Origin of the sequence: Methylobacterium sp. V23 (assembly GCF_002917135.1) — a bacterium.
Classification (GTDB): Bacteria; Pseudomonadota; Alphaproteobacteria; order Rhizobiales; family Beijerinckiaceae; genus Methylobacterium.
The window spans coordinates 1-9,739 of record NZ_PDHT01000068.1 but is presented as its reverse complement, the minus strand read 5'-3'; the positions used below and the strand labels follow the sequence as shown (position 1 = coordinate 9,739).

The following is a 9,739-nucleotide window of genomic DNA, read 5'->3' as shown; positions in this document are numbered from 1 at the left end:
GGTACTCGAAGGCGTTGGCGGTGTTGATGTGGCCCGAGACGTAGGGGGTCGGGATGTCGTTGGCGTACTGGCTGGGCGTGGGCTGGGCCGTAATGGTGAGCACGCCGTCAGCAGGGTCACTTGGATCGGCGACGATGCTGAACGGATCGATGCCCGGCTTGACGCCCGTCTTGGCGACGTAGTCGGCATCGACCCAGAGCTGGGTCTGGCCAAACTGGCTCTGGTTGCGTTCCCCGGTTGGCAGCGTGGTCATGTAGCCAGGGCTGCCTACCCCGTTGAGGCTGGCGCGAGCGAACTCGTCTTCGAAGCTGAGCACCATGCCAGGGCGGGGCGGCGTCGAATTGGTCACTGATCAGCTCCAGCATCGCCTAGGGCGCCGCATTGCCTTCGGATGAGTATAACGTTTGCTTAACCCCTCTCTCATACGGAGCTGCAGCGCCAAGCACAATGAGGTGAGTAGTCCACCGCAGGACCCGTCGCTCGGTCAGGCCGGCGTGTCTCGCGATCGGATCCCAGCCACGGAGGTGCACGCCTGACGAGCCCACATACAGCGCGCGGGATGTTTCCAGAACTAACGGCTACTCATGATTCTATCCGCTACCCCTGCCAAGCTTAATGTACGACTTGATTCTTAGCCTACGCCCCAATCGTGCCATGGGAGCGGTTGATTAGCCACTCAGCTCGACTTTGGCCAATCAAGCTGCTTGGCAGAGGGCGTAGGCTCAGGCTGGTGGCAGGTGGAACCGATGTTTCTTGCAATTAGGTCTGCGGGGTGTACGTCGACAACCTCTCTTCGTACCAGATCGTACAGCGGACGGCGGCGAGAGCATCGGAGGAAGTGGGCTGCGGTTTGGGGTATCACGCTGTTACCGCGACCTTCCGCTGCTCACGTGCTGTTAGCCGGGTGGTGATGCAGAATAGGGTGAGCAGGCAAGGGGTCGTACGAGCGATGAGTTTGTCGGACCATTGCTGCTTTCGTCTCGATGCCTAGATGAGCCCACGCTCCCTGTACACGTGACCGCGACCTGTTAGCGCCGGACGAATCACATCACAATCTGTGGCGGATCTCGTGCGGGGTCGTTGCAGAGTAGCCCTTGCGGCTCGAAGCGGTTCTCGAGATCGCGGATCAGACCCCAGTGGATCGGCACTCCTGGTAGACCGGAATGATGCCAGTCGGCGGTGGCAGAGGCGATCTCGATACTGCGCTCTCCCATGCCGTACTAGCCCGATACTCTTACTTGCTGCCAGATGGTGTGCGGGTGGGTCAGGATCCTGGACAGAGTTGGTCGCCGCGCATCTTTCTTGCGCGGGCGCCCGACTGTACCCGGAAGTCTCGGAGACGCTGGATCGTAGAGCGCTGCATCAAGGCGCAGGCGGGTGATGCGGTGATGCCGCCGCGGCGTAAGGCGTCAAGAAACAGCAAGGCCGAGAAGGCGCTGTCACCCACTAGCCCGAGGTCGCGCCCTGGCAGCCAGCGCCGCACCTGCAAGGCCGTTTACCGTCCGACATCGAGCAGGGTCTTGTGCCGATAGCCTCGTTCGCGGCAGGCGCGCTCGGAGGGGACTAAAGCGGTCAGAAAAGGCAATGCCCAGATTCGGCCGGCCCACAATGAGCACCGGACGAACGCACCGGATCACGGTGGATCCCGCGGGCCTGGATGCGCCGTCTCCAGCGCCGGTGGATCGTATCGTCGAGCGCCAGCACCACGGGACCGCGTGGAACGAAGGCCTCGAGGAGCAGCCGAAGCATGACGGGGACTGCTAAGCGGGAAGACCATGCGGCGCAGCTGAGCACCCGGTGCGTGTTCACGAAATGGCGATCGCGTCCCCGGCCCTTGGTCTGCAGCACGCTCGCCACCGTGCGCCGACCCGGACAAAGAATCGGACCGAACAGCAGGGTCTGAGCGTGCCGCCACGACCGATGGATGAATAGCGGAGCGAACGACAGGATGATCCCGGCGAAGCGGGCGGCCAGGTGCGGCATGAGGCGTCTCTGGCGAGGGACACTAACAGCCTATCCATCGCGCACGCTTCGTCACCCAGCGTGCTCTGCGGCTTGTCGAAATGGCCAAAGTCGAGATCATACCAGCGAGGACACGCTCGAAACCTCAAGGTCGAGCTCGGGCGCGCTCCTAGTAAGAGCTGCTCCCTGCATGGCCCGCATCGGCACGTCAGTCTGGTGTTGATGACCTTTGTTCTAAAGCAGCATCCGATCAGGTTGCGTCGTATTCAGCGGCTGCAAGGTAGTTGCGGCATCCGTTTGGTTGAAAGCGTGTCGACGCGTGCTTGATGGCGCCTCACAAATCCGCGACGGTGCGAGCCGCTTCGGTGCAGAGAAGGGCTTTTAGCTTGGCGAAGGCCATCTCAGTCGATGGTGTAGATGGCTCCCGCTCCCAGCGTTGCGCTGGGGCATAGTCAGGATGTTGTCGCCTCAAGCTGAGGAGCCACTCATGTCCGAGCTTGTCACGGTCGATCTCGACCTTACGAAGAGCGTTTTTCAGATTCATGGTGTCGATAAGAACGGTCGTGTTCTCGCGAGTCGCCAAGTCCGTCGAAGCCAGCTGCTCGCGTTTTACGAGAGGCAGCCGCGCTGTCTGATCGGCATGGAAGCTTGCGGAGGCGCTCACGACTAGGGGCGCAGGCTTTAAGAACTGGGGCATGACGTCCGGCTGATGCCGCCGTCTTACGTAAAGCCTTATGTGAAGCGCGGCAAGACGGACGCAGCCGACGCGGCCGCCATCTGTGAAGCGGTGACGCGTCCCTCGATGCGGCTTGTCGCGGTGAAGAGCGAAGCCTGCTCTTCGGTCCTGGTTCTTCACCGCACGTGGGATCTTCTGGTCCGCTAGCGCACGCACATCTGCAACAGGCTAACACCGAAGCGCTCCGTTGCCTGATGCCGAAAGGCTCCGGCTCCGACAGCACCCACGACGCGTTCACGCAGATCGACGACAAGGCTTAAAACGTCGGCACTCCCCTTCACCGACTAACCCTCCAGCCCAATATTCGTTTCAGGCTGTTCGGCTGATGCTTCAAAGGCGGCGATCAGCCATCAGGCCAGCCCGCCGACTTGAAATATCCCTGCCCGGCCGAGCCTGCACGCCCGCTGATCCACTGTTCGGTTCATGAGATCCGCCGCATCGCACCGCGGCTGGCATTCCGGCGCGTCCAGCCCGACCAAGCTGCTCCATGGTCGCTTTGGAGACAAGCGCATCAGGCCACTACTCGCCACCCGCATTCCGAACGACGCACGTCAGACGCCAGAGTGCGTCAGTGATGCCAGAAGGCCGGCAATTTCAATTGGCAGATAGCACACCTAGAAACTTTACCTATAATAGCGCATAGTCGTAGACTACACTACTGAGAACCAATTTTTACGTTGACAATATAGAAGCCGGCATCATTCTTTAAGATACAGCCCGGATATCTCCAGATGAATCATAATCAATACATTAAAGGATTTCACGGTATAACCGATGACTTTATCAGACAAACAAAATACAAGCTAGTCATTTATTGCCGCCCCCCTCCCCCCTGACCGAATGCGATTCACTTTCTGCAGAGACAACCCTCTTCGGCGATGACAGCCTGCTGCTACACCAGGATGAGAAAGATGACCGATTGTCCATGAGTCGGATCTCATATACTGGATTGATGAGCGTCGTTCCTGCCCAGCTATACGCATATGGATAAGGGCGAAAGGAGTAAGTTTTTCGCCGCAGGGAGGCTGCGCACTTAGCAAGGTTACGGCCTAACGAAGTTTGGCCGCGCGCTGCGCCATATCTTTGCTGAAACATCAATGATGTCCATGCCACTCTGTATGCAGGGGGAAGATTAGCAGAATTCTATGTCGGGACTAGTTAGAGGATTTTCTATTTACTTGTTTGTATAACTATAACTTTGAAGTTTAGATGTTGTCGTGTTAAATATCAGCGCATTGACATCACTGATGAGAGTCAAAGTTCGGACAAATCTGCGCAGGCAGCTTCCTAGCTACCGAGGGATCAAGTAAAATCACTCTTAAAGTCAGGCTAATCATGGCTACTATAATCGCACAACCGTTGGTACGACCAGAGCTCAATTTAGCTACCGAAAGGTCCCATTCTCCATATCCTCGCGTAGGAACCTTACAGAGGTTTGTCCTGGTGGGGTTTTGTTGCGCGTTCGGAACTGATCTTTTCCAGGTGATGTTTTCTGGTAATGCAGGATCCGCAGCTGCGGCCGAGAGAAGTCCAGCAGTATATGTTGCATTTTTAATAACCTATTTTACTGTATTCATTTTTTGCCTCAAGTCTTTTAGGCAAATAACTATAGCCTTGATGGCGTATCCACTAATGGCGCTGCTATTATGTTACCCGTTTCTCAGCATTTTGTGGTCGCAGGCCCCGGCAATAACCTTACAAAGAAGCGTTGCAGTGGCAGGGTGCAGCTTGTTTGGCCTCTACCTGGGCAGCGTTTTCCCTTTGAGAGATTTAATACGACTTCTTGCCAATGCGGCTTCCCTAATGGCAATTGTCCATGTGCTTGTTTCGTTGCTGCTTCCAAGTGTAGGCGTCATGGACGCCTCCTGGGAAGCGACAGGAGTCTATGCAGGAGCTTGGCGTGGATTGACACCACACAAAAACATGCTTGGAGCGTACTCGTCCATGCACGCCCTGGTATTACTATTTGCTATTTTGACCTTTAAAGACAGAATGAGGTGGTTGTATATAGCCGGTTTTTTTCTTTCAATGCTATCTCTGTATGAAGCGAGATCTACCACAGCCATACTTATACTCTTTATGTGCGTATTCATAATTCTTGTTATGAAAATTTGCCAAATTTTTCCGAATTTAGCTTGGACCTCCATACTGATTTGCTTGGTTTTCCTACCTCTCATCTGTCTATCGGTATTTACTGACAACTTCTTAGCTGATTTATTTGCAATGCTTGATAAAAATCCGCAGATGTCTGGCCGATTTCCACTTTGGGACTTGGCGATCTCGCGCGTGAATGAACGTTTTTGGCTAGGCTATGGCCATGAGGTATTTTGGGACCCCGATGACCTTTATGTGCGGTACATAGCAGAAAAACTGAGGTACTCTCCGCACTATTCTCACAACGGAGCTATAGAAACGCTCCTAAACGGCGGTTTTTTACTACTCTTGTTATTGTTCTTTTCTTATCTTGCTTCTATATATAAGTCCGTTCGTCTGGTCATAAAGAATCCTGATAAAACGATTGTCATATTACCACTGTGTTTCTTAGTTCTATTTCTCTTGGCAAACCTAACTGAGTCACACGTACTTGCAAGAAACAATCTGATATGGGCCCTTTTTGTTGCAATGTCTTTCGCAGCCTTGTTAGAGCTAAAAAATCCAATGCCGTGCAAACGATCTTAGCGCAGGATCATACCTGCAAAGGTCACTTGGTGCTTGTTGTTACCCCGCGATTTGTCGCTGAACGTCATAGGTGAGCCTCGAACCACGCTTTGCGCAACGCCCTCATGTCCACCCGCTCCTGCTCACAGCCCCCCCCCCCTCTTTGCGGGCGATGCCGTGGCGAGCGATGAAACGCGATAGCCCGCTCCCGCTGGTCTGTACGCCCTGATCGGCGAGGGCGGCACGCAACTCGTGCAGGAAACGATCAGACGTCGCCTCGTCAAAGGAGAGGATCAGACCCGCGGGCGCCTCATTCGCTGGCAGCCTGTCGTTGCCGTGTGTTGACTTGGGTGCAAGGTGACCCTCGAGCGCAAACCGCGCCGCCACCCAATGAACGGAGGCGCCCCCGGCGACGGTCGCCACAACACGCTCGCACAGATCGACGTACAACGGTCAAGGCATCATAGGTTCTTCATCGGTCAACGCCGAAGCCGCCATGCCGTAGCAACACCAGCGGACACCCAGAAATACCTCTTTCGTGGGAGGCGTTGTCGTGATTCCCTGATGCTGTCGGGGTTGGGAAGGCTCGGATGAGACAGCCAGGGTTCGTCGATCCGGATGAGCGCTATCAGCTGCTATCCGAGAACGGCGACCCGCTGGTGAAGCTTGCGGCCCTGATCGACTTCGAGGCGTTCCGGCCGAAGTTGTCGACCGCCTTGAAGCGGTCCGATGGGTCGAAGGGTGGTCGCCCGCACTACAATCCGGTGCTGATGTTCAAGATCTTGGTCCTGCAGACGTTCTATACGCTATCGGACACCGCCACAGAGTTCCAGAGCCGGGATCGGCTTTCGTTCATGCGCTTCCTCGGCCTCGGCTTTGAGGATGCGGCGCCTGACCGGCACCCCGGATGAACACCCATCAGCATGCCCGTATGACGGTTCATGGTCGAGCCCTGCTGGTGAACCGGATCCTAGTCGAGGGCCGGCGCGTGGCCGAGGCCGCGCACGCCTCCGGGCTTAGCGAGGGCTCGGCCTACACCGCGAGCGCGCCGGTCGCCTTGACGTCGCAACGGGTCGCCTCGCCTGCGTCGCCAGCCTGATGGCCACCAACCCCCTCAAGAACCCAGCCTAAAAGAAACCCTCTCAAACAGGCTCTGAAAGGCGTTCTTAGCCAAATTAGGCCGATGGTGCTAACCCCTGTTGCAGACGCCTCCGTGTGGTGGTTTTGGACCCTACTACTTTCGCACGTCGGCGTTGGTGTGAGGGCCGTTTCATTAACGAGCAGCACCAATCGTCACGGGCAGATCTGCAGACAGGCGACCTTAGTCGCGCTCTACAAAATTACTAGGCCTCACTTCATTTCTCGAGCGTTGGCCCAATAGCAGGCGACTTGGTTTGCAGGCCGGAAACAGATGTTCCCCTCGTATGATTTGATTGCTGCAAATAGAGGAACTCCTTCTGATAATATGGTGCATTTTCTGATTGCTATAAGCTGATTGGACAGCTGTTGTGCACCGAATTTATCTCCAGCTGCCTGCTTCTTTGTAATAGCCTCCCAGTCAAATCTTGACTTGCATGCAACCAAACTCTGTTTTGCTATATAATAGTCCTGAGATTTAATTGGTAAGGAAAAAGAAAATATCATCAAGATCCAAATTGCTGCACTGAGAGAAATCTTAATATTCAATTTAGCACTGCGTGATTTCACGAGCCGTGTTTCCGAATCGCATGTCATGGTACAAAGTTCCTAGTACTTCCTGGCTGATGCGCGTAATAACCGATAGAGTAAATTGTATTTTTACGAGCATATTGTTTTGTTGCAGCGGGCGGGGCCGACGACAAGTCCTTGCTCGACGTCGGACGCCAGCTCGTCCTCCAAGCCCGTCGCTGGCTGCCGGGCCGCGACCTGATGCTGGTTGGTGACCGCGGCTTCTCGGCTCTGCTGTTCGTCGACGCAAGGCGTCGCGGCGGTGTCACGGCGATCCCCCGTCTGCGGCTGGATGCAGCGCTCTACGATCCAGCCCCACCGCGTCCGCCCGGCACGATCGGACGCCCGCTCACGAAGGGTGCGCGGTTGCCCCCGCTCGCCCAGACCCTCGTGGCCAAGGGTACGCTCTGGCACAACGTCGTGGTGCGGGGCTGGTACGGGGCAGGCGAGCGGGTGATCGAGATCGACTCGGACACCGCGGCGTGGCGGCACCGTCGAATGCCCGTCGTGCCGATCCGCTCTCGGGCTCATCCGCGATCCCGACGCGGGCTTCGGCCCCCGGCCCTGCTCTGCACGGACGTATCACAAGCTCCAGCGCAGATCGTGTCCTGGTTCGTGCGTCGCTGGTGCGTTGAGGTCACCTTCCAGAAAACCCGTGCCATCTCGGCGTCGAGACGAGAGCGGCAGTGGTCCGACAAAGCGATCGCTCGCACCACGCCCTGCCTTCTCGCTCTGTTCTCGATCGTCACGTTGCTCGCCACACGGCTCTCAGTCTGCCAACGCCGCTGCGTGGCAGCCGCCGCGTGGTACCCCAAACCGCGTCCGACCTTCGCCGATGCCCTCGCCGCCGTGCGTTATGCGATCTGGCGCGAGCGGCCTTTGGCGGCATCACCGTGTCGACGCCCCGAACAAAACCCCGCTTCCGCATACCCGCGCCCTGAGCCTATGCCCTCTGACATGCCGCATGAAGGGCCAAATTCGAGCTAAGCCGGTGAGGAGCGAGGCTTCTGCGGTTGTGTGCTCAGCGTTGATCTCACACAAGGGCAAAGTCGTTGGCGGCGAGTTGGGCGAGCTTGATGTTGGCCAGCCAGATCTCGTCAGCACCGCTGGTGATCACCGTGCCGGTGAACGCTGCCCCTAAGGGCGAGGTGACGTTGCTGACCTCATGAGCAGCTGTCAGCACCTGAGCAAAGCTCGTGAACTGGCCGTGGAACTGGATCACGTCGCCCAACCCAGAGCCTGCCGCAAACCCCGTCACCACGTCACGCCCTGAGCCAGCTGAGAAGTCGAACACGTCATTGCCAGCTTGCCCGTTCAGGTTGTCGTTGCCCGAGCCACCGATCAGCGTGTCAGCCCCGTCCCCACCCAGGAGGATGTCGTTGCCGCCTCGGCCATCCAGCCGATCGTTGCCGGCGTTGCCCACCAGACGGTTGGCATCAGCTGTGGCCAGGATCACGTCGGCAAAGGCTGAGCCTTCAACACCTTCAACGAGGCTGAAGCTGTCGCCCCGTGCGTCTCCATAGGCACTGTTCCAGGTAGGGCTCAGCATGTCGAGGCCAACTCCAGCCGCGGCCGCGCCGTAGTGCGCCGTATCCACCCCAGCACCGCCGATCAAGCTGTCCGCACCACTGCCGCCGATCAGCACGTCCGCGCCACCACCGCCGTCCAGGCGATCGTTCCCGGCTCCGCCGTCTAGCCGATCATTGCCAAGGCCACCCGAGAGCGTGTCCGCGCCCGTGCTCCCCACCAGTGTGTCCGCGCCCGAGGTGCCAATCAGGCTGCGACCTGACGGTGAACTAGGTGTATCCGAGACCTCGTTGAGGTTCACCACCCCGATGTCCAGCAGCTTGTCGAAGCTCAGTCCGGCTTCGTTGGTGACCCGCACCAGCACCTGATGCGCCTGCGAGGCTTCGTAGTCGAGCCCACCCGCCACCACGAGCTGCCGGCCCGCAACGGCAAAGCGTCCGCCCGCATCACTCAAGAGCGTGTAGGTGAGCGCTGCGGTAGGATCTGGATCGCCGCCGATCAGGCTGGCTACCACCGTACCGGGCGTGCTGTTCTCGGCCACACTCGTCTCAGACAGCATGAGGTTGTTGGGTGCAGCCACAGCGGTGAGCGGGTCGAGGATGAAGTCGTGCGCGCTGAGCAGGCTTGTCTTGGTGCTCTGCAGCTTGATGCTGTGCTCGCCCACCGTGATCACGGCCGAGCCGTCCGCGGCCGTGCTGGTCGCAGCCTGCGCCGCCTCGTAGCTCAGAACACCCAAGCGCCGCAGATCAAGCCGGTCCTCACCCGGACGAAACGCCAGGATCAAGTCGTTCTCACGCCCATCGGTGCTCCGAAAAGCGAACACATCTGCGCCTGCTCCACCATCGAGTGTATCGTTGCCCGTCCCACCCCAAAGCACGTCGTTGCCAATCCCACCTACCAGCGAGTCGTTGCCAACCCCACCCTTCAGCGTGTCGGCACCAGGCCCCCCATCCAGCGTGTCGTTGCCAGCCCCACCGATGGTCAACCCATCCACGCCCTGACCCAAGCTCTGGAAGTTGCCCGTGCCGGTGTAGATCACCCCTTCCACGTTCATAGAGGGGTTGTAGGTGCCCCGGTCGGTCAGGACCGTGTCGAAGCCCGCGTTGACGCGCTCGAACACGGCCGAGTCGGCCGCATCAATGACGTAGA

The 9,739-nt window shown here is 58.0% G+C and carries 5 protein-coding genes and 6 pseudogenes; 5 read left to right on the top strand and 6 right to left on the bottom strand.

What is annotated here, in order from left to right; all coding sequences use genetic code 11:
* From CRT23_RS26670 to CRT23_RS26660, 3 genes and pseudogenes are all read right to left on the bottom strand, one after another.
* Nucleotides 1-349 (bottom strand): annotated as a pseudogene (locus CRT23_RS26670) (hypothetical protein); the annotation flags it as partial.
* A gap of 1,223 nt (nucleotides 350-1,572) precedes the next feature.
* Nucleotides 1,573-1,983 carry a transposase gene (locus tag CRT23_RS29430; protein WP_245436621.1) on the bottom strand — a complete coding sequence of 137 codons (411 nt, stop codon included), beginning with the start codon at nucleotides 1,981-1,983 and terminating at the stop codon, nucleotides 1,573-1,575.
* A gap of 229 nt (nucleotides 1,984-2,212) precedes the next feature.
* A pseudogene (locus CRT23_RS26660) lies at nucleotides 2,213-2,356 on the bottom strand (IS630 family transposase); the annotation flags it as partial.
* Nucleotides 2,357-2,449: 93 nt separating this feature from the next.
* Between CRT23_RS26660 and CRT23_RS26655 the strand changes: the two are divergent.
* Nucleotides 2,450-2,842: pseudogene (locus tag CRT23_RS26655) on the top strand (transposase); the annotation flags it as partial.
* A gap of 1,584 nt (nucleotides 2,843-4,426) precedes the next feature.
* Entirely contained in the window at nucleotides 4,427-5,377 is a 951-nt protein-coding gene (locus CRT23_RS26645) for an O-antigen ligase family protein (protein ID WP_181017492.1), read from the top strand.
* Between the two features lie 73 nt (nucleotides 5,378-5,450).
* Here the strand turns inward: CRT23_RS26645 and CRT23_RS29425 are convergent.
* Nucleotides 5,451-5,806: pseudogene (locus tag CRT23_RS29425) on the bottom strand (IS630 family transposase); the annotation flags it as partial.
* A gap of 140 nt (nucleotides 5,807-5,946) precedes the next feature.
* Between CRT23_RS29425 and CRT23_RS26635 the strand changes: the two are divergent.
* Nucleotides 5,947-6,267, top strand: coding sequence for a transposase (locus CRT23_RS26635; protein WP_103712525.1), 321 nt, complete (start codon nucleotides 5,947-5,949; stop codon nucleotides 6,265-6,267).
* Nucleotides 6,264-6,392: pseudogene (locus tag CRT23_RS26630) on the top strand (leucine zipper domain-containing protein); the annotation flags it as partial. The gene CRT23_RS26635 and the pseudogene CRT23_RS26630, both read left to right, overlap by 4 nt.
* Before the next feature lie 314 nt (nucleotides 6,393-6,706).
* Here CRT23_RS26630 and CRT23_RS28220 read toward each other — a convergent pair.
* On the bottom strand, nucleotides 6,707-7,063 hold the full coding sequence (locus tag CRT23_RS28220; protein WP_146056539.1) for a hypothetical protein: 357 nt from the start codon (nucleotides 7,061-7,063) through the stop codon (nucleotides 6,707-6,709).
* A 138-nt stretch (nucleotides 7,064-7,201) separates the two neighbouring features.
* Between CRT23_RS28220 and CRT23_RS26625 the strand changes: the two genes are divergently transcribed.
* Nucleotides 7,202-8,050, top strand: a complete 849-nt coding sequence (locus tag CRT23_RS26625; RefSeq protein WP_245436619.1) for a hypothetical protein — start codon at nucleotides 7,202-7,204, stop codon at nucleotides 8,048-8,050.
* A 46-nt stretch (nucleotides 8,051-8,096) separates the two neighbouring features.
* Here the strand turns inward: CRT23_RS26625 and CRT23_RS26620 are convergent.
* Nucleotides 8,097-9,739: pseudogene (locus tag CRT23_RS26620) on the bottom strand (hypothetical protein); the annotation flags it as partial.